Source organism: Arthrobacter sp. SDTb3-6 (genome assembly GCF_013376095.1).
Classification (GTDB): domain Bacteria; phylum Actinomycetota; class Actinomycetes; order Actinomycetales; family Micrococcaceae; genus Specibacter.
This window is the reverse complement of sequence record NZ_JAAMFN010000018.1, coordinates 49,947-73,435: the sequence shown is the minus strand read 5'-3', so window position 1 is coordinate 73,435 and position 23,489 is coordinate 49,947. Positions and strand designations below refer to the sequence as shown.

Here is a 23,489-nt window from a genome sequence, read left to right as displayed (position 1 = left end):
CGACAGAGACTTCACAGGCGAAAGGGATGCGGACATGGCCGGCAAGCTGCCCCAGGAAAACATCGATGAACAACAGCTCACCGTGGGCAGCGTGCAGAAAAAGGCCGTGGGCATCCCCGGCATCCTGCATGCCATGGAGGTTTCCCTCAACCAGATGGGCCCGCTGCGCACCGCCCAAACGCTGCTGAAGGTCAACCAGAAGGACGGCTTTGACTGCCCCGGCTGCGCCTGGCCCGAAGGCGACAAGCGCCATGCGGCGGAATTTTGTGAAAACGGGGCCAAGGCGGTGGCCGAGGAAGCCACGAAACGGCGCGTGCCGCCGTCGTTCTTCGCCAAGCATTCCGTCAACGAGCTGCGCGAGTGGGACGACTTCCGGCTGGGCCAGCAGGGCCGGCTGACCGACCCGATGTTCCTGGCCGAGGGCAGCGACCACTACGTGCCCGTCTCCTGGGACAGGGCGCTGGGGCTCCTCGCCGATGAGCTGAAGGCGCTGGCGGACCCCAATGAGGCGATTTTTTACACCTCGGGGCGTACTTCCAACGAGGCCGCGTTCCTGTACCAGCTCCTGGTCCGGGGGCTGGGCACCAACAACCTCCCGGACTGCTCCAACATGTGCCACGAATCCTCCGGGTCGGCCCTGACGGAAACCATCGGCATCGGCAAGGGCTCGGTGTCGCTGGAGGACATGTACCAGGCGGAGCTGATCATCATCGCCGGGCAGAATCCGGGCACCAACCACCCGCGCATGCTCTCGGCGCTGGAGAAGGCGAAGAAGAACGGCGCCGTCATTGTGGCCGTCAACCCGCTGCCGGAGGCCGGGCTCATGCGCTTTGAGAACCCGCAGACCGTGCGCGGGCTGGTGGGCGGCGGCACGGCGTTGGCTGACGACTTCCTGCAGATCAGGCTCGGCGGGGACCAGGCGCTGTTCCAGGGGCTCGGCAAGGTCCTGCTGGAGGAACAGCGCCGCCCCGGCTCCCCGCACGAGGGCCGCGTGTTCGACACTGCGTTCATCGACGCGCACACCACCGGGCTGGGCGGCTACCTGGCGCAGCTGGAGGCCGTCCCGTGGGAGGAAATCACCACCGCCACGGGCCTGACCGAGGAGCAGATCCGGGCCACCGGCGCGCGGCTGCTCGCCTCCAAGGCCACCGTGGTGTGCTGGGCCATGGGCCTGACCCAGCACAAGCACTCCGTGGCCACGCTGCGCGACGTCGTCAACGTGCTGCTGCTCCAGGGCAACATCGGCAAGCCCGGTGCCGGCGTGTGCCCCGTCCGTGGCCACTCCAACGTCCAGGGCGACAGGACCATGGGCATCTTCGAACGCATGCCCGCATCCTTCCACGACGCCCTGGACCGCGAGTTTTCCTTCGCCTCACCGCGCCCCAACGGCTACGACACCGTCGCCGCGATCGAGGCCATGCGCGACGGCAAGGCCCGCGTGTTCGTCGGCATGGGCGGGAACTTCGTGCGCGCCACCCCGGACTCCGCCGTCACCGAGGCTGCCCTGGCCCGGCTGTCCCTGACCGTGCAAATCTCCACCAAGCTGAACAAGTCCCACCTGCACACCGGCCGTCAGGCGCTGATCCTGCCCACGCTGGGCCGCACCGAGCGCGACACCCAGGCCGGCGGCGACCAGCGCGTCACCGTCGAGGACTCCATGAGCGCCGTCCACGCCTCGCGCGGGCGCCTGGCACCGGCGTCGGACAACCTGCTCTCCGAGGTCGCCATCACCGCCCGGCTCGCCCAGCTGCTCTTTTCCACGGACGACGGCGGCACCCGCCCGGGTGCCCCTGTGGCGGACTGGCGGGGCCTGGCCGCGGACTACTCGCGCATCCGGACCCACATCGCCAACGTGGTGCCCGGCTTTGAGGACTTTGAGGCAAAGATCAACCGGCCCGGCGGCTTTGTCCTGCCGCACGGACCCCGGGACTCGCGCACCTTCACGACGGACTCCGGCAAGGCCCACTTCACCGCCAACACGCTGGAATACCCGAAGGTGCCCGAGGGCCGGCTGCTGCTGCAGACCCTGCGTTCGCACGACCAGTACAACACCACCATCTACGGCAAGGACGACAGGTACCGCGGCATCAAGAACGGGCGCCGCGTGGTCTTTGTGAACCGGACCGACCTCGCCTCGATGGGCGTCGCCGACGGCGCAATGGTGGACCTGGTCTCGGAGTGGCAGGACGGTGTGGACCGCCGGGCGCCCGGATTCCGCGTCGTGGCCTACTCCACCCCCATGGGCTGCGCCGCCGCGTACTACCCCGAGACCAACGTCCTGGTGCCGCTGGATTCCACGGCGGACATCAGCGGCACGCCCACGTCCAAGTCGGTCGTCGTTCGGCTCGAGCCGGCAGCCGGCTAGGCGCAAGCACCCGGGTTTCGGCAGGCGCCAGCAGCGGGGGCTTGGACTTTGGCAGGCCAAGCCCCTGCCGGCGCGGGTGCCCCCGCCGGCAGGGGCTGCTGCTCTCAGGGGCTCGGGACCAGCGCCCCGATGAGCCCGAAGAGGTCCTTGGGGTCGTCGGGGTTCGCCACGAGATCGATCTCGTCAAAGTAGTCCGTGGCGGCGACGGCGTCGCGCACGTAGCGCAGGGCCGAGAAATCCTCGATGGCGAAGCCGACGGAATCGAAGACTTTCACCTGGCCGGCGGACGTGCGGCCGGCGGCCTGGCCGGTGAGCACCCGCCAGAATTCCGTGACGGGGAAATCGGCGGGCATCTGCTGGATTTCGCCCTCAATGCGGGTTTGGGGGTCGAATTCCACAAAGACGTCCACGCCGTCCCGGGCCAGGATGGCCGGGTCAAGCTCGGTCTTCCCGGGGCAGTCCCCGCCCATGGCGTTGATGTGCACGCCCGGTTCCACCATGTCCGCCGTGAGAATGACCGCCTTCGCCTTGTCCGCCGTGCACGTGGTGATGATGTCCGCGCCCCGGACGGCGTCGACCGCGGAGGAGGCCACGGTGATGTCCAGGCCGAGGGGAGCCATGTTGCGCACGTACTTTTCGACGGCGGCCGGGTCCGTGTCCCATACGGAAACCTGTCCGATGCCCAACACGCTGCGGAACGCCAGCGTCTGGAACTCCGACTGGCTGCCGGCGCCGATGAGGGCCAGCCGCTTCGAATCGGGGCGGGCCAGCTTCCTGGCCACCATGGCGGAGGTTGCCGCAGTGCGCAGTGCCGTCAGCAGGGTCATCTCCGACATGAACGTGGGGTAGCCGTTGCTGACATCGGCCAGGACGCCGAAGGCCGTGACGGTCTGGAAGCCGCGGGCAGGGTTGGACGGGTGCCCGTTCACGTACTTGAAGCCGTAGTTTTCATGGTCGCTGGCGGGCATCAGCTCAATCACGCCAAAGGGAGTGTGGCTGGCAACGCGGGGCTTTTTGTCGAATTCCTCCCAGCGGCGGAAATCGTCTTCGATGTAGCGCACCATTCCGGCCAAAATCTGCTCGGTGCCCTGGGCGGCCGCCCACCGGACCATGTTCCCCACATCCACAAAACGCGTCATTGCGATCCTCTCAAAGTCGTTGGTGCTTTCACTCTAGGAGCTGTCGATTTGCATGTTCAATGGACAATCCATGTACATACAGCAGGGAAACTACGCATAATGTCAGCACGGACCATACAATTTGTCCATGAACGCTTTGGACGCGCTGGACAGGCGGCTGCTCGCCGCGCTGCGTGAAAACGGGCGCGAGCCCGTAGCTGCGCTGGCCCGCCGGCTGGACGTCTCCCGGGCCACCGTCAACAGCAGGCTGGACCGGCTGGTGGCCTCGGGCACCATCGTCGGCTTTTCCGTGCGGGTGCGTGACGAGGCGGATGCCCTTTCCATCCGGGCCATCTCCCTGCTGGAAGTTGAAGGCCGTGCCACGGACAAGGTGATCAGGGCGCTCAAGGGCCTGCCCGAGATCAGGGCGCTGCACACCACCAACGGTGCGTGGGACCTGGTGGCCGAGCTCGCCGTCGACGACCTGGCGGCCTTTGACCGGGTGCTGGGCCGGATCCGCTCCATCGAAGGCATCGTGAACAGCGAAAGCAGCCTGCTGCTCAGCTCCGTGCTGCGCTGACGGCGGGCGCCGGCCGGCACCGCACCGGGCCGTGCGGGCCGCGCGGGCCGCGCGGGGGCGATCCGCTTTTCCTCACGGCGGCAGCATGGCCAGGACAATGATGCCGCCGACGCCGAACAGCAGCCAGGCGGCATAGTCCCCAATGTGGCCGGAGTGGACGCTGCGCATCATGTGCAAGGCGGGGCGCGCAGTCCGCAGCACGGCCAGGATTTGCCGGGGCAGGGCCGTGCCGTACAGCCCCAGAAGCGCCACGAGCGCTGCCGCACCGACGGACGCCAGGCACAGCACAATCCCCTCCACGCTCCAGCCTGCCGAGGCCGCCGGCGAAGCACCATAGCTTGTGGTTCCGTCCAGCACGGCCGCCACATAGCCGGCACGCCCGGCGAACCGCCCGGCTGCCAGCGCGGCCTGGTCCCCGAACCCCGGCAACAGCCCGACGATGGCGCCGGCAGCCAGCAGGGCGGTGAGGGGGATCCCCATGGTAACCGGAAGCCGGGTCATCCCCGTGGCCAGCTCGCGCTTTTCTTCGTCACCACTCATTGCGCCGGCTTCCTCCGCACCGGGCCCCCGCCCGATGCCCAGGAAAACCCGGGCCCCGACACGAAGCACGGCGCCGCCGGTGGCAGCCGCGACGAGCAGGAAAAGCACCGGCCCCCACCAGAGGCCGGCCCGGACCACGCCTTCCTCCGCCATCACCTTGCCCAGGCCAACGGCAAACGGGGGCATGCCGGCGAGCCCAAGCCCGGCCAGCATAAACACGATCCCGGTCAGCCGGGCGTCCCTGCCCTTGCCCTGCAGCGTGAACTCGTCCACGCTGCCAAAGCGGTTGAGGAGCACCCCGGCACAGAGGAACAGCACCGACTTCACGGCGGCATGGCCGACGACATAGACCGCAGTCCCCGCAGTGGCCACCGGATTCAGCGACCCGACAGCAATCAGGAACATCCCGGTGTGGGCGATGGTCGAAAACGCCAACAACCTTTTGAGGTGGCGTTGCAGCAGGCACATGACGCTTCCGACCACGGCCGTCACCACGCCAAGCACGACGAACAGCCGCTGGATGGTGCCCGCCTCAAGCGTGCCGCTGAACGCCACCCAATACAGCCGGGCCACACCATAGAGGCCCAGTTCCACCATGATGCCGGAAAACAGCACGCACACCGGTGTGGGGGCGACGGCATGCGCATCATCCAGCCAGAAATGAAATGGCACGGCGGCCGCCTTCACCAGGAAGCCGGTGGCCACCGCCACGAAGCCGACCACGACCAGCACGTCGGGCCCGCGGGCCGTCAGCGCCCGGGACAGCAACGCCAGGTTCAACTGTCCGGTTGCCGCATACAACATGCCGATGCCCATGAGCGAGATATAGGCCCCGAGTGAATTGATCACGCCAAAATTCAAGGCGCCGTGCACGGCCGTCGGGTCCTCTACCTTCACGGCCGTCAGGGCATAGGCCGCCACACCCATCAATTCGAAAAAAACGAACATGTTGAAAAGGTCCCCGGACAGCGAAAACCCCGTGAGCCCGGCCAGGAACAGCAGCATGAGCGCATGGAAGTTGACGTGGATGTTCTCGAAATAGCGCCACGAATAGGCCAGCGCACAAGTCATCAGGACTCCCGCCACGAGGGCCGCGCCGACGCCGACCTGGTCACCGACGAACACGATCCCGACACTGGCACCATGTTGGGGTCTCCAGCCACCCAGCCATGCGACGAGCCGGTGGTTCCCGGCCGCCGAAAGCAGCACGCCGTCCGCCGTGGCAACTGCAGCCGAAGTGGCTATGGCGACGACGTCAATCGTCGGGCGGTCCAGGCGGCGCCCCAGGGCCAGCAGAAGACAAGCCACGACGATGGGTGCCACGACGACGGCCGGGAGGAGCGCATTTGCCATTTGGTCGTGGGTCATCTCACCCCCGCAGGGACCGCAACTCGTCCGGGTCCACGGTGTCGTGGCGTTTGGCGATCTGCACCGCGAGGGCCAGCAGCATGGACGTCACGGTGGCTGAAACAACGATGTCGGTCAGGGTCAGGGCCTGGACCACGGGGTCCACGAGGGTCGCCGCGTAGCCTGCCTTTTCCGGAGCGGACTGGAAAATGGGGGCCGTGGCGCCACGCTGGTAGCCTACGGTCAAAAGCAGCACATAGGTGCCGGACTGGGCGACCGCCAGACACACCACGGCATGCACCAGGTTGCGGCTGCGGGCGATGCCGATGACGCCCAGGAACAAGATCGCGCCCGCGACCACGTACGGGTACATGCTCACGGCTGCGTCCCGTCGCCCGGTGCATGCCGCGTCCCCGGGGGAGGGCTGAGGAAGCGCTGGTCGAGGAAATGGGAGAGCAGGACCACAACGCTGCCGGCCACGGCCAGGCCCACCGCGGCATTGAGCAGCGGGACGGTGCCGGCTGAAACCAGTCGGGCCAGCGTACCGTGCGGAAGAATGTTGGCCAGCCACGATCCGCCAAATGCGAGCCCCGCCACGCCCACGGCCGCATAGGCAACAACGCCCGCTGCCTCGGCCTGCTCGAACAGGCCGATGGGGCGCAGCCGCGCAAAGACGCGGTAGCGGTCCCCGACATAGATCAGGTGGAGGGCAGTCGCCGCCACCACGCCACCCTGGAAACCGCCGCCGGGTGTCACTGCCCCGTGGGCGACCACGTCGATTCCGAGGACGAGGGTGAGGGGCACCGCCACGACCACGAGCATCCGGGTTGTGCCGAGCACGTGGCCGCCCTGCCGCCCATGCCGGTGCCGCTCGCCCGGCAGCGGCCGGAGCAGGACGGCCACCCCCACCACGGACGCCAGCAGTATGGTTTCCTCGCCAAGGGTGTCAAAGCCGCGCTGGTCGAAATTGACGGATGAGACGACATTGGCGGTGGAGTGGCGCAGTGCGGCCGCCACGGCCGCGTCGCGGTAGGGATGAAACCCGCCGCCAAATCCGGGCATGGACAGGAACGCCCAGGCCAACGCCCCGCCGACCGCGGCGATGCCGACGGCCAGGACCCAATAGCGGCCGCCGCGGCTCACCGCTGTCGCCGCCTGGCCGCCCGCAGGCTGTCGATCTTGCGGATGGCCAGCATGACGATGAGCGGGACGACGGCTGCACCGACCGCGACCTGGCTAAGTGCGACATCGGGGGCCTGCAAGGCCATGAACAAGGCGGCCAGCAGGATTCCGTAGACGGACAGCACCACGGCCTGCCTCGACGGGACCGGGGTAAACACGACAACTGCGGCGCCTGCCAAAACCAGGGTAAGGGCCACCGTGATCAAGATGTTCATTCAGGCGACTCCCCCGTGTCGGCGTGCAGTTCTTCCTCAATCACGCGCCCCACTGCCATCGAGAGCACCGGCCCGGAAAGGACAACCACCAGTCCGATGGCCAGGACCATGGCGGCACCCAACGATGGACCCTCCTGCACGGCGGCGGCCACGACGGCCGCCGGAACCACTCCGGTCGTGATGAGTGACAGGAAGTGCAGCCTGTCCAGGGGGCTCCGGGCAACCGCCATGGCGGTGATGGCGATGCAGAACAGCACGCCGGCAATTCCCAGCAGGACCACGATGACGACGTCAGCCATCGTCCCCGGCCCCCTGCCCGGCCCGGACGTCCTGGTGCAGCGTCCTGGTGAAGACCAACGTCCCGGTGGCGGACAATGTTGCCAGGACCAAGGGGACGATGAGGTACATGGGCTGGCCGGCCGCCTCAGCAATGGCGACCAGGACGAGGACGCCGACCACGCCGGCCAATTGCAGTCCGACCAACCGGCTGGCGCTGCTCCCGCGGGCGCAGAATAACAATGCCGGTCCCAGGCCCGCGACCAGAAGCACGATGGCGGCCACAATCCAGGCATTCATGGCGCCGCCGCCGTAATCGGAGCCGGGTGTTCCGGGAACAGTTCATGCACCAGGGTGCGGCCCGAACCCGGGTCGACGTCGAGCACCAAAGTTCCCGGCGTGGCGGAGACCAGGACGGCGGCTGCTGCGCGCCAGCCCTCTGCCCGGGCCGACCCTCCCGCCGGCCAGTCCAGGTTTCGACGCCGGCCGGCGGAGGCTGCGTTGCCGGCGCCCCGGACGATGAAGCCAAGCGTCGCGCCGATGTCCGCGGCGAGCGTCCGCGGCAGGCCTGCAAGCCAGCCGGGCACCTCCCGCGGAATGCGGATGCGAAGGCCGAGGGCCCGGCGGACCCGGCGGGCAAAAACCGCCCCTGCCAACCCTGCGGCCAGTGCGCCAACCAGTTCGGCCGCGCCGACTGTCGAGACCGTCAAAATCCAGAGCAGGACGCCGGCGCCCCACCAACACATGATTTCCATAACCGCGCCCATGACCACGCTCCGTTCGTTCCGGTGTTCGTTCCGGCCCGCGTGGACCCACCATAGCCCCGCGCATGTCCCACCTGTCAAGGCATCGGATGGACTCTTCCAAAGCACCCGCGCAATGCGTCCCGACGCCATTTCCACCGCGCCCGCAATGGTGGCCGGCGTTGCCATGGACGCATCAGCAGCGGCGCCATTGGCCGGGGGCATCACGGCAATGGGGCAATGGGCGTGGTGCGCTTCGGGCACGGATATCCATACTGCGGCGAACCCATGCGGGTTCCGCCCGACGTTTCCGCGGCAGCCTGCGGTTGTGCCGCCCCGTCAGCGTTTGTCCAGTTTTGTCTTGTCGTCCAGTTCCAGCCGGCTCACTTCAGGCAGGAGCGCCTTGACGAACCAGAACGAGAGCGCTGCAAAGAAGGCAAAGCCGGCGTAAACGAACCCGAGTCCGACGGCGGCACTCATGATGGGGAACAAGAGCGTGACGAGGAAGTTGAAGATCCAGTTGAAGGCGGCGGCAACGCCGAGGGCAAGGCCCCGCATCTTGTTGGGGAACACTTCCCCGAGCACCACCCACATGACCGGACCCCAGGTTGCCGCAAAGCAGACGACGAAGAGGTTGGCCCCCGCCAGTGCGATGGCTCCCCACGGCGCCGGCAAGGCGATCGACGTCCCGGACCCCGTGGCCTGGGCAAAGGAGACGGCCGCCGCGACCAGCCCAACAAACATGCCGACCGAACCGGCCAGCAGGAGCCGCTTCCGTCCGACCCTGTCGACAAAGAAGATGGCCACAAACGTCAGTGCCACGTTGATGCTGGCCGTGATGACGGAGGTGGTGAACGAGTCCTGCTGGCTGAAGCCCACGGACTGCCACAGGGTGGTGGAATAGTAGAAGATGGCGTTGATGCCCACGAGCTGCTGGAAGGCCGCCATGCCGATGCCGATCCACAGGATCGGGGCCAGTTCCAGCGCGGGTCCGCGAAGGTCACGGAAGGTGGAATGCCGTTCGTCCTCGATGCTCTCCTGGATGTCGGCCAGCCGCTGCTTCGGATTGGCCGCCCCGGTGACCCGGCGGATCACTTCGAGGGCCTCGTCCTTGCGGCCGGCACGGATCAGGTACTGCGGCGACTCGGGAATGCGCAGGGACAGCACGCCATAGACGACGGCCGGGATGACGCCCACCAGCAGCATCCAGCGCCAGGCGGGCACCCCCCACCACAATTGGCCGCCGGCCCCTCCGGCGCCCCTGGCCAGGGAAGCGTCCGACAGCAGGGCCAGAAAGATCCCGACCGTGATGGCCAGCTGTTGCAGCGAGCTGAGGGCCCCGCGCAGGCGCGCCGGGGCAATCTCCCCAATGTAGGCCGGTGCAATGACGGAGGCGATGCCGATGGCCAATCCGCCGATGACCCGCCACGCCATCAGGTCCCAATCCGCGAAGGCAAAGCCTGATCCAATGGAACTAGCCACAAACAGGCACGCGGCCAGGACCATGACCGGCTTGCGGCCCCACACATCGGCCAGCTGCCCGGCAAACCAAGCCCCGACGGCGCACCCCAGCAGCGTGATCGCCACCGTAAACCCCAGGACTGCCGGGTCAAGGCTGAACGTCTTCTGGATCGAATTCACGGCCCCGTTGATGACCGAAGTGTCGAAGCCGAACAACAACCCGCCGAGCGCTGCGGCAGCAGTGGCCAAATACACCTTGCGGCGCGTCGACGGGTCCACCGTGCCGCCTTGCAGTGCTTCCCCTTCTTGCGGATTCCCGTCGGTGGAATCCCCGCCGCGCAGGGAACCCGGGTGTCTGTGCGTGCCCATGACACACCCCGTTTCCGGCCCGTGCTGCGACCAAACGACTGCCACCAAGCCGGGCCACCACTTGGCCGACGCCGGGGTTGGCCCCCACAGCCACCCGGCCACGGTTCCGGGTCTCCACCCTGAGCTGGCTGCGGGGCACGCCGCAAGGCAAACCACTAACGCCATTGTGCGCCCGCCGGCTCCCGGGTGGCAAGGGTGGCGGACCCGCCGGGCGGGGGCCAGACTGGAACCATGGCAGGCACCCGTGGGACCGCAAAAAGACAGGACGTCACCATTGACGGCCACCGGTTGACGCTGACCAACCTGGACAAGGTCCTCTACCCGGAGACCGGCACCACCAAGGCCGATGTGCTGGACTACTACGAACAGGCCGCCCCGTACCTCATTGCCGCAGCCCACGGCCGTCCGGCGACGCGCAAACGTTGGGTCAACGGTGTGGGCACGGCGTCAAAACCCGGGCCCATGTTCTTCCAAAAGAACCTCGACGACGCCACCCCGGACTGGGTGCCGCGCGCCACCCAGCAGCACAAGGACCATGCCAACGACTACCCGCTGGTTGATGACCTGGCCACCCTGATGTGGCTGGGCCAGCTCGCCACCTTGGAAATCCATGTGCCGCAATGGCGCTTCGACCCCCGGGGCACACCGCTGAACCCCGACAGGCTGGTGCTGGACCTGGACCCGGGCGAAGGGGCGGGACTTGTCGAATGTGCCGAGGTGGCCCGGCTGGCCCGAACCGCCCTGGCCGGCAGGGGCATGGAACCGGTGCCCGTGACCAGCGGCAGCAAGGGCATCCACCTCTACGCGGCGCTCGACGGCACCCGGACATCCGGGGAGGTGTCCGACGTCGCGCATGAACTGGCCCGCTCCCTGGAGTCCGACCATGCCGGGCTGGTGGTTTCGCTAATGCGCAAGGACCTGCGCCGTGGGAAGGTGTTCGTGGACTGGAGCCAGAACAGCGCCAACAAGACCACCGTGGCCCCCTACTCACTGCGCGGGAGGGCGCGCCCCTGGGTCGCCGCCCCGCGCACCTGGCGGGAGCTGGCCAGCCCGGCACTGGCCCAGTTGGACTACAAGGAAGTGCTCCGCCGCCTCGCCAGGCGGGGCGATCCATTCGCTGCGGTATCCGGCGGCGCCCCCGGCGGGCAGGCCGGCCCCGGGCGCAGTGGGTAAAAGCGCCAGTGCCGGGCGCGGTGCGGGAACCTGCACCCCCGTGGGGCTCAGTCCCCCTTGCTGGCTGCCACCACCACCTGCAGCTTGCTGCGCAGGGTGCATTCGAGCAGTTCGTTCGCGGTGGCGTCCTGGCCGTACATTTCAGGCAGCCGCAGGCTGATCAACGTGTTCATGAGCATGCCGTGGGCCAGGAAGTCCCTGGCACCGTCGGTGTCCAGTCCCACTTCGTCGCGGAGCAGTTGGTACAGGCCCAGGAACCCCTCCCGGGCACGCGCCCCGATGACGGGTTCGTGCCCGGCCAGAAAGGACTGCATCAGGATCAGCAGCAGGCCGCGGTCCCGGATAAGGTCCGCGTACGCTGCGCCCAAAAGCGGCACCAGCTGTTCGGGCCGGCCGGAGCCGACGGCCGGGTCCAGCCCCGCCACCTGGCCGGCGAGGCGGCCGGCGTCGTAGTCCGCCATGACGGAGCGGAACTTCCCCGTCAGCTTCCCCAGTGCGCGTTCCAGCGCCTCGAGAAACAGGTTTTCCTTGGTGCCGAACATCCGCACCACGTACGGCTGGCTGATGCCGGCGGCCCTTGCCACCTGGTCCGTGGTGGCCCCGGCGTAGCCGCGTTCGGCAAAAACTGCCGTCGCGGCCTGGAGGATGAGCCCCCGGCGTTGTTCCGCCGGCAGCCGCACGGCCCGTCCGGCAGCTTCCTGGACTGATTTCTTGACCATGCTTGACATGTTATCAGCTGATTACTACCTTGGTCGTTTAAGTAATCATTCAATTACCTCAATTCGGAGGAAGCCTCCCATGAAACGTCCCGCCCCCCTCTGGCTGGCCATCGCGGCCGCATCCCTGCCCGTCTTCATGGCCACCCTGGACAACCTGGTGGTCACCAATGCGCTGCCTGTCATCCACGAGAAACTCGGTGCCGGGGTCGAGGAGCTGCAGTGGGTGGTCAACGCCTACGCGCTCAGCTTCGCCACCTTCATGCTGCTTGCCGTGGGTCTGGGCGACCGGTTCGGCCGCCGCCGTGCCTTTCTGGCCGGCCTGGCCGTCTTTACCCTTGCCTCCGCCGCCGCGGCACTGAGCACCGACCCATCCGCGCTCATTGCGGCCAGGGCCATGCAGGGGCTCGGGGCCGCCGCGCTGATGCCGTTGTCGCTGACGCTGCTGGCCGAATCCGTCAGCACCGCGCGGCGGCCCCTGGCCATCGGCATCTGGGGCGGAGTGTCCGGGCTGGGCGTCGCCGTGGGCCCGCTGGTGGGCGGCGCCGTGGTGGAGGGCCGGAACTGGCAGGCCATCTTCTGGCTGAACGTCCCCCTCGGCGCCATTGCCATTCCGCTGGTACTGCTGGGCCTGCCCAACAGCTTCGGCGCCCGGGTCCGCGCCGACGTGACGGGGCTGGCCCTCTCCGGCCTTGGCCTGCTGGGCCTGGTGTTCGGCATTGTGCGGGGCAACGCGGCCGGCTGGTCCAGCGCACAGGTGCTGTTGCCGCTCATTGGTGGCGGCCTCCTGCTCCTGGCCTTCGTCGCCCGGGAGTCCCGCACCGCCGCGCCACTGCTGCCCCTGCGCCTGTTCCGCGACCGCAGCTTTACGGTGGCCAACATTGTGGGGCTCACCTTCAGCTTCGGCATCTTCGGCTCGGTGTTCATCCTGATCCAGTTCCTGCAGGTGGTCCAGGGGTACAGCCCGCTCCAGGCCGGCGTGCTGACCATGCCGTGGACCCTGGCCCCGATGGTCGTCGCCCCGCTGGCCGGCCTGCTCGCGCCGCGGCTGGGGACCCGGACCCTCATGGTCACCGGACTGGTGCTGCTGGCCGGCGGCATGTTCTGGCTCGCCGCAACACTCAGCGCGGACATTGCCTACCTGCTCATGGTGCCCGGTTACCTGGCCGCCGGGATCGGCATGGGCCTGGTGTTCGCGCCCATGTCCACGGCGGTCCTGGCCAACATGCACCGCCACGACCACGCCAAGGCCTCCGGCGCCAATGCCACGCTCCGTGAAGTCGGCGTGGCCCTGGGCGTGGCTGTCCTGACCGCCGTGTTCACCGGCGCCGGCGGGCGGCTCACCCCCACGGGGTTTGTCAGTGCCGCCATCCCCGCCGTGTACGTGGGCGCCTCGGTCCTGGTCGTCGCGGCGGCCGCAGCCCTGTGGCTGCCGTCCCGGAACCGGGCCCGGGAGCTGGCCGCCGCAGTGGCCCGGGACGCGGACGACGCCGGCACGCCCGTGCCGCTTCCCTCCCCCGTCAGCGCCTGACCGGGCCGGCTCAAACGCCGGCCCAGGCACCGCCGTCCAGCCAGGCGAGGGTCTGCGGCCAAAAGGAGTCCCGGTAACGGCCGTGGAACAGCGCGAAATGGCCCAGCGACGGCTCCCCGTAGTGTTCCGGATCAAGGTGCAGCACCGTGGACGGGCTGTTGGGCGTATACGCCACGGCCCGTTCCATGGCGGCGGTGGTCGCGTAGGAGTCATCGCTGGGGGCGAGGGCCAGGATCGGCGCCGTGACGGCGGCCTGGTGCGCCAGCAGGGCGCTTCGCACGGGGCCGGCTGCCGCCGTCGTAAAGTCCTTGCGGCTGCGCGCCCAGTCCAGCGCCACCCCGGCCGGCAAATCTTCCATCAGGCCCAGCCGCTTCGCCGGAAAATAGCCAAGGATGCCCACCAGCGGCAGCATCAGCAGGGCCCGGCCCCAGTGCCCGATTTGGTGCCGCAGCCGCAGGTCCCGCCAATAGGCATGTTGCGCGCCCACGGTCAGGATGCGGCCCAGCCAGGCGGCATGCCCCGCCAGGCCCACGCCAAAGCCGCCGAAGCTGTGGCCCACAAAGTGCACCGGCAGCCCGTCCGCCTGCGCCAGTGCCCAGGCCAGGACTGCGTCAATGTCCAGCGACCCCCATTCAAACCAGCGCACGTGCTGCCCGCGCAGCGATCCGCCGCGGGAACCGCCGATCCCCCGGTAGTCGAAGGTGAGGGCCACATAGCCGTTTTCCGCGAGGTACGCCGCGTACCGGTGGTAGTAGGAGGCCTTCACGGCCGTGGCGCTGGCAATGACCACCGTCCCGCGCCGAGCAACGCCCGCGGGCACGGCAAACAGCTGCCCGGCCAGCACCCGTCCGTCCGCGCAGGTGAACGTTACGTCCACGGCAGCCCGAATGCGGTGAGGGGCTCCCCCATTTTCGCCCCGTGCGGCGGGACCACCATGACGCCGTCGGCCGCCGCCATCCCGCGCATCATGGCGGAGTCCGTGTTGGCGCACGGGGATGCCAGCCCGTACAGCAGCCGGTACGGCATCAGCCGGGTGGGTCCGTGGTACTCCTTGATGGGTGATCCGCACGCCACCTCGAACGTGGGCGGCAGGGGGCTGCTGCCCAGCCTGGCCAGCAGCGGTGCACCAATCGTCAGCAGGGCGATCATGGCCGCCAGCGGGTTGCCCGGCAGGCCCACCAGGAAGCGCCCGTCCGGGAATTCGGCGAGCAGGCTGGGGTGGCCGGGGCGCATGGCAATGCCGTCGACGTGGAAAGTCCCGCCCATGGCGGCGATGGCCGGGCGCAGGAAGTCCGCGCTGGAGCGGCCGGTGGCGCCCGTGGTGATGACGACGTCGGCCGGGTTCCCTTCGGAGTCGGCGAGGGCCTCCAGCGTGGCCGCCAGGTTGTCGGCCGCGCGGCGCAGCCCCACCACGGTGCCTCCCAGCAGTTCGACGACGCCGCCCAGCTGCGGGGTGAAGGCGTCCCGGACCTGGCCGGGTGCGGGGATGCCGTGCTGGACCACCTCGTCGCCGGTCAGCACCAGCTGCACCGCCGGGCGGCCCAGCACCGACAGTTCATCCAGGCCGCCCAGCGCGGCCAGGGCAAGGTGGGCAGGGTTCAGCACGGTGCCCGGCTTGACCAGCAGCTCCCCTTCGGCCGCCTCCTTGCCCGCAGGCCTGATGTGCTGGCCGTTTTTGGGTTCCCCCGGGCGGGCGGCGCCGCCGCGCACCAGGACCGGCAGGCCGTCGTCGTCCGTGGAAAGCAGGCCTGCCTCGCTGCGCAGGACGGCCTTGGCACCGGGCGGGACCAGGCCGCCGGTGACGATGGGCGAGGCCTGCCCGGGGGCGAGGCGGCGGCCCGGCCCGGCCAGGATCCAGGGCGGGCTGCCCGCCACGGCCCAGCCGTCCATGGCCGAGGAGGCATAGTGCGGCATGGGATGCAGGGCCACGATGCCGGCCGCCAGCTTCCGTCCGGCACCCTGCGCCAGCTCGACGTCGACGGCGGGCAGCGGCCGGGCCACCTCGTACGCGGCGGTCCGGGCCTCCTCCCAGGTGTGGGGCAGGGTGCGCGGCTGCGGTTCAGGCTGCGGCTCCGCGGCGGGCTGCAGTGCCGCAGGCTGCGGTTCCGGCTCCCCGGCGGACGGGGCCGCTTCGGCGTAGGCTGCCACCTGGCCCCCTATTCGGCGGCGGAAGCCGGCGCTTCGGCGGCGGCCAGCTTCTTGGCCAGGCCCAGCGCGGCAGCCATCGACTGTGCGGAATCCGCCTGGCCCGACCCGGCCGCCAGACCCGCTGCCAGCCCGGCCACAAAGGTGGTCAGCGGCGCCGCGGGGCGCACCACTGCATGCGCGGCCACGCCGGCCAGGTTCAGCACGGCATGGACGTCCACCTCAATGTCGGCGATCTCAAAGGCGGCCAGCAGTTTTGCCAGCCACGCGTCCAAAACCTCGTCGTTGTTCTCCATGTCCGTGCCCTTCCCGTCCGGGTTGCCCGGCCAGCTCAAAGCGGGGCGCCGATCCCGTGCAGGCGGGCGTCGTCCCAAGTGTCGATGTCCGCCGCCAGCCCCGCCGGCACGGCACATTCCTTGATGTTCACACTAGCAAGCAGCGAGAAGACCGACGCATTTTCCAGCCGGTGCGCCGCCCGGGCCTCCGCCACCGCGGCCTGCAGCGCCGCCAACGGATAAATGGCGGCCAACGGCTGGCGGCGCCCGCCGTCCACGGCCATCACCGCCTCCCAGGCGCCGCACCCGGCGGCGGCTTCGGCCAGCAGTTTTGCCAGCGGCCCGGCCTGCGGCATGTCACAGGCCAGCACCAGCACCCGGCCGCCGGTGCCGTCCAGGGCCGAGATGCCCGCGGCAATGCCGGCCGCCGGGCCGGAATACGGCGGGTCCTCCTGCACCAATTCCAACCGCCCGGACCGCCGGCCCGGACCCAGCCAGGCGGCCAGCTGCCCCACCGGGCCGACGACGGCGGTCCTCCCCCGTGCGTTCCCGGCGGACGTCGCGTCCACCACGGCCTGGGCGGCACGCAGGGTGTGCGCCAGCAGCGTTTCCCCGTCCACCAGCAGGCCGGCCTTCGCCACGCCGCCGAGGCGGCGTGAAAGCCCTCCGGCCAATATCACGGCCTGCACGGCTGCCCGCTTCCACTGTCCATGAACCCCATGCTAGCCCGCCCCGTTCCTACGAACGTCTGCACCGGCCCGGACAGGACCGTGCCGGATGCCAAGCCAGACGGCGGGCCGCGCACCGCGGGCACGGCTGCCGGCGGTGTTGTGACGGACGCCGGGCGCTGGGCCGCGGCTGCCTGCGTCGGCGGCCTGCCATTAAAAAGCACCGGCCCCGTCCTATGGACGGGGCCGGTGCTTGGAAGCTTTTCGGGACTAGTGGCCCATCGCGATGAACACGGGGGCCGAGCCGCCAACGTCGACCGACCAGACGACGGTGCTGCCGTGGAAGCCGCCGTGGACGGCCTGGCCGTTGCCGATGTAAACGGCAATGTGGGCCATGCCCAGGCCGCCGTCGGCGTAGTAGATCAGGTCACCGGGCTGTGCTTCAGCCTCGGAAACCGTGCGGCCGAGGGAGAGGTAGCCGGCCGGCCAGCCGTGGTAGTTGATCCCGGCCGCTGCCAGCGAGTTGGTGACCAGCATGGTGCAGTCCTGGGCCACGCCGAGCTGGGCCAGGGCCGCAGCGGCGATCGTGGCGCCAATGCCGCTCTTGGTGGCGGGCTGGGGGGCTGCTTCGGTGGTGGTGACCGTGGCGGCCGGAGCCGCTGCAGGGGCCTGGGCGGCGGGCACCTGGGCAACGTCGCTGCTCTGCGCGGCCACGGGGGGCGTAACAACAACGGGAGCCGGGGTTGAGGTCACCTTGGGGGTTGCGAAGGAGATCTTCACGGTCGACTTTGCAGTCACTGCCGAGGCAAGCTGCGTGTTCTGGCTAAGCGTGGTGCCACCGTCGGAGGCGCGCTCCACAGTGGGGGTGGCGGCATTTGCTGCAATGCCGGAAGTGAGGACCAGTCCGGAAGCTGCTGCGATTACAGCGGCCTGGCGTCCGACACCACCGACGTTGGAGCCGACGGCTTTCGTGATGACGGAGATCGGGCTGGTCTTAACAACCTCGGCGCGGTGACGCCCAAGGGCAGTGTTTGAAGACAAGAAGGATCCTCTCCCAAAGCCTGCGAGGTAAGCTGTCGGATTCGGATGGGAGTCACCCGGCCGCTCCACACCCGTTCCAGGAATTGTTTTCCATGGACGGACGCTTCGCGGCTTCACCCCTAGGACTTCCATAAAAGAAGCCCGATAATGGTTCCCCCGCCCCTGCCAGACGATTGATACGAACGGACCGTGAGCGGTGGCAGAGCTAGGCAATCCACTCACAGGCGCCAGCTTGATTCGAAGTTGGCGCGGTTACGACGGTACAACAGATTTTTTCCAATGTCACGTTCAGGTCACGGTCGTGTCTCTAAGTCGTGACCTGGCCCCCCTTGTGGAGGACTTAAAGCCATCCGGTCGGGTCAACGGTCTGGTCGTCGACCATGACCTCAAAGTGCAGGTGGCAGCCGGTGGAGGCCCCCGTGGTGCCGCTGAGCGCCACCTGCTGCCCGCGCTCCACTTCCTGGCCCACCTTCACGCCGATGGAGCTCAGGTGGTTGTACGACGTCGAGAGGCCGTTGCCGTGGTCGATGACCACGCGGTTCCCTCCGCCGTAGGGGTGCCAGCCGGTAAAGGCCACCGTGCCGCCGGCCGCGGCGAACACGGCCGTGGAGCACCAGACGGCATAGTCCTGCCCCGTGTGCATTTCCCCCATCGCCCCGGTCAGGGGGTTGAGGCGTGAGCCAAACGGCGAGGACGGCGTGAGCACCTTCAACGGCGCCGACAGCGTTCCCTTGGCAGCCTGCGGCGTGACGTTGGAGGCCTTGACCTTCAGCGTTTCCTTCAGTTGTCCATCCGGGTTGAGTGCACTGGCAATGGACGGCGCTTCAAAGGTAATCGGCACATCTGCCGCCGCGGTGACCAGTGACTGCGACGCGGCCGGTCCGGCCGGGGTGTCGCTGCCGGCCAGCTGAAGCGCCCCGCCGGCCGACGGCACGGTCACGGCGAGGGCCAGGCCGGTGGCGGCCAGTGCCATCCCGACTTTCTGGCCGGCCCCGCGTCCAATGCTGCTGCGGATCAGCCCGCCCAACGTGGGGTGGGGTGCTACGGCCGACCGCTCGGCCGCGAGCAGCTCCCGGCGGGTTGGCTGGGCAGTCGCTGCCGGTTCGGTACATGGTGGACCCGCCCGGCGGCGTCCGCGCTGCTTGACCTCTGACACTAAAAACCTCTCTGCGAAGCACCTGCGGAGTTAGCTGTCGGATTCGGATCAGAGAGTGCAATGGTTGATCCGGCCTGGCCCGCGGCACGCGCAATGCACCGGCTCCCGCCCCGTCCTGGGCATGGTGCCTGATGGGTTGCGGGTGGTGCGAGACCTGGCTTCACCCCAAGGCAGGCTTCTCGGCCTGCCGGTTGTGGTTCCCCCGTCCTTGCCTGAAACGGTTCATTCCCCCTCTGAAGGCAAGGCTCGGTGTCAGAGGTTGGTAACGCTTTGGTTACAGCGCCACGTAGTTACTATACGGTAAAAACGACAGCCGTGATAATTCCGTTATATTTGGCGGGCTGCGCGTCAAGCGCCTGACGCGTTCCGCCGCAGCCACGGCCGCAATCCGGCCGGCTGCGGCCCGCCGGTGCGGACCGGATACGTCCCGGGCCGCTTAGCTCATCGAGACAAAGACGTGGGAGGCGACCTCGGGCGGCAGCTCAAGCGCGCCGTCGATCCCGGGGACGCGCACCGAAATGTATTCGCCCACCTGGGCCAGGGAGATGGTGGCGCCGGGACGCAGCCCACCCTCGTCCAGCTGGGTCAGCAGCTCCGGCTCCACCTGGATGCGCTCGGAGAGCCGGTGGATGGTCACGGACTGTTCCGGGGAATAGGAGGCCATGGCGTCCACCAGCGTGACCAGGCCCGCGGCGAAGACGGGGGCCACGTTGCCGCCCAGTTCCTCCAGCCCGGGGATGGGGTTGCCGTAGGGCGATTCCTCCGGCTTGCCCAGCAGTTCGAACAGCCGCTGCTCGACCCGCTCGCTCATGACGTGCTCCCAGCGGCACGCCTCGTCGTGCACATAGGCCCAGTCCAGGCCGATGACGTCCGAGAGCAGCCTTTCGGCCAGGCGGTGCTTGCGCATGACGCGCGTGGCCTTGTCGCGCCCGGCGGGGGTCAGTTCCAAGTGGCGGTCACCGGAGACGATGACCAGGCCGTCGCGTTCCATCCGCCCGACGGTCTGGGAGACGGTGGGGCCGGAATGGTGCAGACGTTCGGCAATGCGGGCCCGCAGCGCCACGATGTTCTCTTCTTCGAGCTCCAGGATGGTGCGCAAATACATTTCCGTTGTGTCAATCAAATCTGTCACGTCAGATTCCTCCTGGGGTTGAGCGAGATTCCGGCAACAGGCCTTTTGTCTCTAACGTTATCCTGCTTAATACAAGGGCGGAAAACGTCCCCTTGTTCCCCTGCGCCACCCGTTTGTTGCCCGTCTCCGTGCAGCGGGGGAAACATTTCACCATGCGGCCCGCATTTCGGAATGGGCGGGGCCGTGCGGCAGAATTGGCCGCAGGCCCTTGGCGCCTTAAAATCCATCGCTTAATATTTGGAGCAGCCCGTGAGCGAATCCACGCCCCTCACCATCCCCGCCAACCTGCGTCCGGCCGACGGCCGCTTTGGCGCAGGCCCCTCGAAGGTCCGCCCCGAGCAGGTGTCCGCCCTGGCTGCCGCCGGCGCGTCCCTGCTGGGCACCTCCCACCGCCAGGCGCCCGTGAAGAACCTGGTGGGCGAGGTCCGCAGCGGCCTGTCCACCTTCTTCAACGCCCCCGACGGCTACGAGGTCATCCTGGGCGTCGGCGGGTCCACCGCATTCTGGGACGTGGCCTCGTTCGGGCTCGTGGAGAAGAGGGCCCAGCACCTTTCCTTCGGCGAATTCGGCTCCAAGTTTGCCTCCGCCACGAACAAGGCCCCGTTCCTTGAGGCCTCCTCGATCATCACCTCCGAGCCGGGCACGCGCCCCGAGGCGGCGGCCGAGTCCGGCGTCGACGTGTACGCCTGGCCGCAAAATGAAACCTCCACCGGCGTGGCCGCCCCCGTGAAGCGGGTTCCCGGGGCCGACGACGGCGCCCTGGTCCTGGTCGACGCCACCTCGGCCGCGGGCGGCCTGCACGTGGACGTCGCCGAGGCGGACGTCTACTACTTCGCCCCGCAAAAGAACTTTGCGTCCGACGGCGGCCTGTGGCTGGGCTTGTTCTCCCCCGCCGCGCTGGAGCGCGCAGCCCGCATTGGTGCAAGCGACCGCTGGGTGCCGGACTTCCTGAACCTCACCACGGCCATCGACAACTCGTTGAAGAACCAGACGTACAACACGCCGGCCCTGTCCACGCTCGTCACGCTCAACGAACAGGTCAAGTGGCTCAACGCCAGCGGCGGCCTGGACTTCGCCGCCCGGCGCACCGCCGAATCCGCGGGCCGGCTGTACTCCTGGGCCGAGCAGTCCGCCGTCGCCACCCCGTTCGTCGTCCGGGCCGAAGACCGCTCCAACGTCATCGTCACCATCGACTTTGACGAGTCGGTGGACGCCGCTGCCGTGGCCAAGGTGCTGCGTGCCAACGGGATCGTGGACACCGAGCCCTACCGCAAGCTGGGCCGCAACCAGCTGCGCATCGCCACCTTTGTCGCGATCGAGCCGGAGGACATCACCGCACTGACCCGGTGCATCGACTACGTCATCGAAAACCTCTAGCGGCCCCACCACCAAGCGCAGAAAAGGCGCCCCGGCTTGTTCGCGGGGCGCCTTTTCTGCGCCATGGGCCCTGAGGCGTTTACGTTCGACGGCGGCCGGGTTCCGTCAGGCGGGTTCCTCCCAGAACGCGTCCAGCGCTTCCTGGTCCGAGTAGTGGCCGCGGACCTCGCGGATCAGCCCGTCCTCCACACGCATCAACTGGCAGCCGGTGATGTCCAGGACCCGCCCGCCAACGTCGCCGGTGGCGTGCTGGACGGCCACGATGTACCGCCCGCCCACCGCCACATCCAGCAGTTCGGCCTTGAACGTGCCTCCGGAAAGCGGCCCCAGCTTCACCAGGAACTCGTCCCGGATGGCCGGCCACCCCACGTGGTCGCCGGCAATGGGCCCCTTCCCCGGCAGGTGCCACCGGGCATCCGGGGCAAAGCAGGACTCGGCCTTGGCCAGGTCGCGCTCGGCGACGGAATCATAGAAACGCCTCACCAGATCCACTGCTGCATCATCCATGCACACAGCTTGTTCCTGCGGCGGGGCCGGCGTCAACCACGGTTTTTCTGCCCGAAAGTCCGGACCGCCCCGCCGAAAGTACATGTATGGCGGCCTCCGCCGGGCGGGGGCCGCCATACATGTACATAGGCCAGCGAAAGGGAGCCCGCGGCCGGCGGCTCAGTCCTCCGGCGGGCCGTCAGCCTCCGCCGGGGACCCGGCGTCGTGCCCGGACTCCGCGTCCACATCCCCGTCAGGGTCCCCCGCGGCGTCGGCGCCAGCCTCGGTACCGGCGTCTTCGGTGCCGGCGTCGTCGGGCTGGGCGTCCTCGGGGCGGACCCGCTCGGCCCAGGGGACCCACGGCGGGGCGAGCAGGGAGCCATTGGTGGGGAGCAGCCCCACCTCGTTGACAGTGGCGTCCTTGGAACGGGAGACGCGGGCCAGCGTGGCGAACCACTGCCAGCCGACGTAGCCGGGCAGCAGGCATTCAAAAAGGTGCGTGACCGTCCGGACACCTTCGCTGCGCACGGCGGCATGCGCGCCGATGTTCTCCGGCGTCGCGATGTCCAGCACGGCATTGCGGGCCACGTCGATGGCCGTGGCCAGGAAGGCGTCGGGCTTGCCGACCCGCCAGACCGGGACGCCGGGGCGCGGGGCGTCGGCTGCCGGCGGCGCGGCCTGTGGCCCGCCAGTGGACGGCGTGGCTGGTTCGGTGGGAAGTTCGGTCATGGTGGGCACCGTTATGCGTCGAAGTTGTCGGCAACCTTGCGCAACGCTGCGGCAATCTTGCCCGCGTCGCCTTCCGGGTACTTGCCGTTGGTCAGGGATCCCACTGAATGTTCCAGCAAGGTCACCAGGTCCTGCACGATCGGGGCGAGGTCACGGGCCGGCATGCGCTTGGCCTTGGCCACGGACTGGCCCCGGTCCAGAAGCTTTGCGGCCATGGCCTGGGCACCCTTGCGGCCGTCGGCCACGCCAAATTCCATGCGCATGCCGGGCTTGATGTCACCGGCGTCGGCTGGCAGGGCGTTGGCGCGCAGAAAGACTTCCCGGCCGTCGTCGGCGGTCAGGATGCCGAAGCCCTTTTCATTGTCGTACCACTTCACTTTGCCGATCGGCACTTGCTTTACCTCGTATATTTCATCTGTCGGGATCACGCCGGGGACCTGCGCGGCGGAGGGCCGTGCGCACCCGTGGCCGTGAAATGTGCGGCCGGTGCAAACAGGTTCGGGGCGTGCTGGTCCATTCCCTTCAAGGTTACCGCGTCCTTAGAATGCCGGCGCGCTTTGTGCCGCCACTGTCCGCTGTTAGCGTTATGGCCATGAGCTCCCACAACACGGCACCTGCCTCCGACGGCCGGGGCTGGCAGGCCTTCAATCTCGCAGCCCTCGTGCTGGCATTGGCAGGGGTGGCCGCCCTGGCCATTTTGCTGCTGACGAAATGGGCCGGCGGGGAGCCTTGGACCGGCTACACGTGGGTTGCCATGCTTTGCCTGCCCGCCGCGTTCATCATGATGGGCGGCAGTGTCATCCATGCCGTGTCCAGGCGCCGGCGCCTTTAGCTTCCCCGCACCGGCGGTCCCGCGGCGGCTTT

Annotated in this window: 25 protein-coding genes, 1 pseudogene and 2 riboswitches; of the genes and pseudogenes, 6 read left to right on the top strand and 20 right to left on the bottom strand. The window is 68.6% G+C overall.

The features are described 5' to 3' along the window. Positions 1–34 precede the first annotated feature (34 nt). On the top strand, positions 35–2,365 hold the full coding sequence (locus tag G6035_RS10600) for an FdhF/YdeP family oxidoreductase (RefSeq protein ID WP_176617057.1): 2,331 nt from the start codon (positions 35–37) through the stop codon (positions 2,363–2,365). A 104-nt stretch (positions 2,366–2,469) separates the two neighbouring features. Here G6035_RS10600 and G6035_RS10595 read toward each other — a convergent pair whose 3' ends face one another. Next, on the bottom strand, positions 2,470–3,504 hold the full coding sequence (locus G6035_RS10595; RefSeq protein ID WP_176617056.1) for an ornithine cyclodeaminase: 1,035 nt from the start codon (positions 3,502–3,504) through the stop codon (positions 2,470–2,472). 127 nt (positions 3,505–3,631) lie between these two features. Between G6035_RS10595 and G6035_RS10590 the strand changes: the two genes are divergently transcribed. Further along, complete coding sequence (locus G6035_RS10590) at positions 3,632–4,063, top strand: Lrp/AsnC family transcriptional regulator (protein ID WP_176617055.1); 432 nt, start codon at positions 3,632–3,634, stop codon at positions 4,061–4,063. Positions 4,064–4,135: 72 nt separating this feature from the next. On the opposite strand, the gene G6035_RS10585 is transcribed toward G6035_RS10590, so the two are convergent. The 8 genes from G6035_RS10585 to G6035_RS10550 all read right to left on the bottom strand — a co-directional run bounded on the left by G6035_RS10585 (position 4,136) and on the right by G6035_RS10550 (position 10,196). Beyond that, positions 4,136–5,971 carry a complex I subunit 5 family protein gene (locus tag G6035_RS10585; RefSeq protein ID WP_218063108.1) on the bottom strand — a complete coding sequence of 612 codons (1,836 nt, stop codon included), beginning with the start codon at positions 5,969–5,971 and terminating at the stop codon, positions 4,136–4,138. Position 5,972: 1 nt separating this feature from the next. Beyond that, positions 5,973–6,323: a sodium:proton antiporter gene (locus G6035_RS10580; protein ID WP_256127901.1), complete on the bottom strand. Its 351-nt coding sequence runs from the start codon at positions 6,321–6,323 to the stop codon at positions 5,973–5,975. Between the two features lie 2 nt (positions 6,324–6,325). Next, on the bottom strand, positions 6,326–7,093 hold the full coding sequence (locus tag G6035_RS20605; RefSeq protein ID WP_176617053.1) for an MnhB domain-containing protein: 768 nt from the start codon (positions 7,091–7,093) through the stop codon (positions 6,326–6,328). Further along, the gene (locus tag G6035_RS10570; RefSeq protein WP_176617052.1) at positions 7,090–7,347 is read right to left on the bottom strand and encodes a DUF4040 domain-containing protein; all 258 of its coding nucleotides are present in this window, start codon (positions 7,345–7,347) and stop codon (positions 7,090–7,092) included. The genes G6035_RS20605 and G6035_RS10570 overlap by 4 nt, the downstream gene beginning before the upstream one ends. Continuing rightward, positions 7,344–7,646, bottom strand: a complete 303-nt coding sequence (locus G6035_RS10565) for a monovalent cation/H(+) antiporter subunit G (RefSeq protein WP_176617051.1) — start codon at positions 7,644–7,646, stop codon at positions 7,344–7,346. The genes G6035_RS10570 and G6035_RS10565 overlap by 4 nt, the downstream gene beginning before the upstream one ends. Continuing rightward, entirely contained in the window at positions 7,639–7,923 is a 285-nt protein-coding gene (locus G6035_RS10560) for a monovalent cation/H+ antiporter complex subunit F (protein WP_176617050.1), read from the bottom strand. The genes G6035_RS10565 and G6035_RS10560 overlap by 8 nt, the downstream gene beginning before the upstream one ends. Continuing rightward, positions 7,920–8,390, bottom strand: coding sequence for a hypothetical protein (locus G6035_RS10555; RefSeq protein ID WP_176617049.1), 471 nt, complete (start codon positions 8,388–8,390; stop codon positions 7,920–7,922). The genes G6035_RS10560 and G6035_RS10555 overlap by 4 nt, the downstream gene beginning before the upstream one ends. A gap of 315 nt (positions 8,391–8,705) precedes the next feature. Continuing rightward, the gene (locus G6035_RS10550) at positions 8,706–10,196 is read right to left on the bottom strand and encodes a sugar porter family MFS transporter (protein ID WP_176617048.1); all 1,491 of its coding nucleotides are present in this window, start codon (positions 10,194–10,196) and stop codon (positions 8,706–8,708) included. A gap of 231 nt (positions 10,197–10,427) precedes the next feature. Between G6035_RS10550 and ligD the strand changes: the two are divergent. Then, positions 10,428–11,339 (top strand): annotated as a pseudogene (gene ligD, locus G6035_RS10545) (non-homologous end-joining DNA ligase); the annotation flags it as partial. 77 nt (positions 11,340–11,416) lie between these two features. On the opposite strand, the gene G6035_RS10540 reads toward ligD, so the two are convergent. Continuing rightward, positions 11,417–12,088: a TetR/AcrR family transcriptional regulator gene (locus G6035_RS10540; RefSeq protein WP_176617046.1), complete on the bottom strand. Its 672-nt coding sequence runs from the start codon at positions 12,086–12,088 to the stop codon at positions 11,417–11,419. A 79-nt stretch (positions 12,089–12,167) separates the two neighbouring features. Here G6035_RS10540 and G6035_RS10535 point away from each other — a divergent pair, with 79 nt between their 5' ends. Further along, a complete protein-coding gene (locus tag G6035_RS10535) occupies positions 12,168–13,616 on the top strand; it encodes an MFS transporter (protein WP_176617045.1) in 1,449 nt (482 codons plus the stop codon). A gap of 10 nt (positions 13,617–13,626) precedes the next feature. Here G6035_RS10535 and G6035_RS10530 read toward each other — a convergent pair whose 3' ends face one another. The 7 genes from G6035_RS10530 to G6035_RS10505 all read right to left on the bottom strand — a co-directional run bounded on the left by G6035_RS10530 (position 13,627) and on the right by G6035_RS10505 (position 20,033). Next, the gene (locus G6035_RS10530; RefSeq protein WP_176617044.1) at positions 13,627–14,493 is read right to left on the bottom strand and encodes an alpha/beta fold hydrolase; all 867 of its coding nucleotides are present in this window, start codon (positions 14,491–14,493) and stop codon (positions 13,627–13,629) included. Further along, entirely contained in the window at positions 14,484–15,764 is a 1,281-nt protein-coding gene (locus G6035_RS10525) for a molybdopterin molybdotransferase MoeA (RefSeq protein ID WP_371130966.1), read from the bottom strand. Before G6035_RS10525 ends, G6035_RS10530 begins: the two co-directional genes overlap by 10 nt. A gap of 8 nt (positions 15,765–15,772) precedes the next feature. Next, entirely contained in the window at positions 15,773–16,057 is a 285-nt protein-coding gene (locus tag G6035_RS20115) for a DUF6457 domain-containing protein (protein ID WP_256127892.1), read from the bottom strand. A gap of 35 nt (positions 16,058–16,092) precedes the next feature. Next, positions 16,093–16,725, bottom strand: a complete 633-nt coding sequence (locus G6035_RS10520; RefSeq protein WP_371130965.1) for a molybdenum cofactor guanylyltransferase — start codon at positions 16,723–16,725, stop codon at positions 16,093–16,095. A 249-nt stretch (positions 16,726–16,974) separates the two neighbouring features. Continuing rightward, positions 16,975–17,745 (bottom strand): NlpC/P60 family protein, encoded by a 771-nt coding sequence (locus G6035_RS10515; protein WP_256127891.1) that lies wholly within the window; start codon positions 17,743–17,745, stop codon positions 16,975–16,977. A 3-nt stretch (positions 17,746–17,748) separates the two neighbouring features. Then, a riboswitch (cyclic di-AMP (ydaO/yuaA leader) is annotated at positions 17,749–17,934 on the bottom strand. A 151-nt stretch (positions 17,935–18,085) separates the two neighbouring features. Continuing rightward, on the bottom strand, positions 18,086–18,718 hold the full coding sequence (locus tag G6035_RS10510; protein ID WP_176617042.1) for a M23 family metallopeptidase: 633 nt from the start codon (positions 18,716–18,718) through the stop codon (positions 18,086–18,088). Between the two features lie 185 nt (positions 18,719–18,903). Next, positions 18,904–19,163, bottom strand: a riboswitch (cyclic di-AMP (ydaO/yuaA leader). A 174-nt stretch (positions 19,164–19,337) separates the two neighbouring features. After that, entirely contained in the window at positions 19,338–20,033 is a 696-nt protein-coding gene (locus G6035_RS10505; protein WP_176617041.1) for a metal-dependent transcriptional regulator, read from the bottom strand. Positions 20,034–20,282: 249 nt separating this feature from the next. Here G6035_RS10505 and serC point away from each other — a divergent pair, with 249 nt between their 5' ends. Beyond that, complete coding sequence (serC, locus tag G6035_RS10500; RefSeq protein WP_176617040.1) at positions 20,283–21,410, top strand: phosphoserine transaminase; 1,128 nt, start codon at positions 20,283–20,285, stop codon at positions 21,408–21,410. A gap of 105 nt (positions 21,411–21,515) precedes the next feature. On the opposite strand, the gene G6035_RS10495 is transcribed toward serC, so the two are convergent. The 3 genes from G6035_RS10495 to G6035_RS10485 form a co-directional block, all read right to left on the bottom strand. Beyond that, positions 21,516–21,917: a nuclear transport factor 2 family protein gene (locus G6035_RS10495; RefSeq protein ID WP_176617039.1), complete on the bottom strand. Its 402-nt coding sequence runs from the start codon at positions 21,915–21,917 to the stop codon at positions 21,516–21,518. 159 nt (positions 21,918–22,076) lie between these two features. Beyond that, positions 22,077–22,625 carry a DUF3027 domain-containing protein gene (locus G6035_RS10490; RefSeq protein WP_176617038.1) on the bottom strand — a complete coding sequence of 183 codons (549 nt, stop codon included), beginning with the start codon at positions 22,623–22,625 and terminating at the stop codon, positions 22,077–22,079. A gap of 11 nt (positions 22,626–22,636) precedes the next feature. Continuing rightward, positions 22,637–23,017, bottom strand: coding sequence for a cold shock domain-containing protein (locus G6035_RS10485; protein ID WP_176617037.1), 381 nt, complete (start codon positions 23,015–23,017; stop codon positions 22,637–22,639). A gap of 200 nt (positions 23,018–23,217) precedes the next feature. On the opposite strand from G6035_RS10485, the gene G6035_RS10480 reads away from it, so the two are divergent. Next, entirely contained in the window at positions 23,218–23,457 is a 240-nt protein-coding gene (locus tag G6035_RS10480; protein WP_176617036.1) for a hypothetical protein, read from the top strand. The last annotated feature ends 32 nt before the right edge of the window (positions 23,458–23,489 follow it).

Excerpts from the sequence above, each read along its gene's own strand:
- G6035_RS10510 (WP_176617042.1), bottom strand. The coding sequence starts at position 18,718 with ATGGCACTGGCCGCCACCGGCCTGGCCCTCGCCGTGACCGTGCCGTCG.
- G6035_RS20115 (WP_256127892.1), bottom strand. The coding sequence starts at position 16,057 with ATGGAGAACAACGACGAGGTTTTGGACGCGTGGCTGGCAAAACTGCTG.
- G6035_RS10595 (WP_176617056.1), bottom strand. The coding sequence starts at position 3,504 with ATGACGCGTTTTGTGGATGTGGGGAACATGGTCCGGTGGGCGGCCGCC.
- G6035_RS10585 (WP_218063108.1), bottom strand. The coding sequence starts at position 5,971 with ATGACCCACGACCAAATGGCAAATGCGCTCCTCCCGGCCGTCGTCGTG.
- G6035_RS10535 (WP_176617045.1), top strand. The coding sequence starts at position 12,168 with ATGAAACGTCCCGCCCCCCTCTGGCTGGCCATCGCGGCCGCATCCCTG.
- G6035_RS10570 (WP_176617052.1), bottom strand. The coding sequence starts at position 7,347 with ATGAACATCTTGATCACGGTGGCCCTTACCCTGGTTTTGGCAGGCGCC.
- G6035_RS10555 (WP_176617049.1), bottom strand. The coding sequence starts at position 8,390 with ATGGGCGCGGTTATGGAAATCATGTGTTGGTGGGGCGCCGGCGTCCTG.
- G6035_RS10560 (WP_176617050.1), bottom strand. The coding sequence starts at position 7,923 with ATGAATGCCTGGATTGTGGCCGCCATCGTGCTTCTGGTCGCGGGCCTG.
- G6035_RS10540 (WP_176617046.1), bottom strand. The coding sequence starts at position 12,088 with ATGGTCAAGAAATCAGTCCAGGAAGCTGCCGGACGGGCCGTGCGGCTG.
- G6035_RS10580 (WP_256127901.1), bottom strand. The coding sequence starts at position 6,323 with ATGTACCCGTACGTGGTCGCGGGCGCGATCTTGTTCCTGGGCGTCATC.
- G6035_RS10565 (WP_176617051.1), bottom strand. The coding sequence starts at position 7,646 with ATGGCTGACGTCGTCATCGTGGTCCTGCTGGGAATTGCCGGCGTGCTG.
- G6035_RS10600 (WP_176617057.1), top strand. The coding sequence starts at position 35 with ATGGCCGGCAAGCTGCCCCAGGAAAACATCGATGAACAACAGCTCACC.
- G6035_RS10480 (WP_176617036.1), top strand. The coding sequence starts at position 23,218 with ATGAGCTCCCACAACACGGCACCTGCCTCCGACGGCCGGGGCTGGCAG.
- G6035_RS10495 (WP_176617039.1), bottom strand. The coding sequence starts at position 21,917 with ATGGATGATGCAGCAGTGGATCTGGTGAGGCGTTTCTATGATTCCGTC.
- G6035_RS10490 (WP_176617038.1), bottom strand. The coding sequence starts at position 22,625 with ATGACCGAACTTCCCACCGAACCAGCCACGCCGTCCACTGGCGGGCCA.
- G6035_RS10550 (WP_176617048.1), bottom strand. The coding sequence starts at position 10,196 with ATGGGCACGCACAGACACCCGGGTTCCCTGCGCGGCGGGGATTCCACC.
- G6035_RS10590 (WP_176617055.1), top strand. The coding sequence starts at position 3,632 with ATGAACGCTTTGGACGCGCTGGACAGGCGGCTGCTCGCCGCGCTGCGT.